Raw genomic sequence first — 336 nt, forward strand, 5'->3', positions numbered from 1 at the left:
GCGGTGGCCGCCGGGGTGCGCCGTATCGCGGCGCTGACCGGCGAGGCGGCGCGCAGGCACCTCGACGAGCAGGACAAGCGGCTGAAGGCCGCGGCGGCGACTTTGAAGATCTCGCCGGCCGACGTGCCGGCGCGCGTCGAGACGCTGCTCGGGGAGCGCAAGAAGCTCGAGAAGGATCTTGCCGAGGCACGCAAGAAACTGGCGCTCGGTGGCGGCACGGCCGTTGCCGATGCGCCGGGCGCCAATGAGACGGTAGCCGGCGTCGGCTTCCTCGGCAAGGCGGTCAGCGGCGTCGCGCCGAAGGACCTGAAGCCGCTTGCCGATGCCGGCAAGAAG

The 336-nt window shown here is 72.0% G+C and carries 1 pseudogene; it reads left to right on the forward strand.

The features are described from left to right. Positions 1-336, forward strand: a pseudogene (locus EN851_RS34840) (alanine--tRNA ligase); the annotation flags it as partial.

It is taken from the genome of Mesorhizobium sp. M8A.F.Ca.ET.208.01.1.1, assembly GCF_004791315.1.
In the GTDB taxonomy this organism is placed as follows: domain Bacteria; phylum Pseudomonadota; class Alphaproteobacteria; order Rhizobiales; family Rhizobiaceae; genus Mesorhizobium.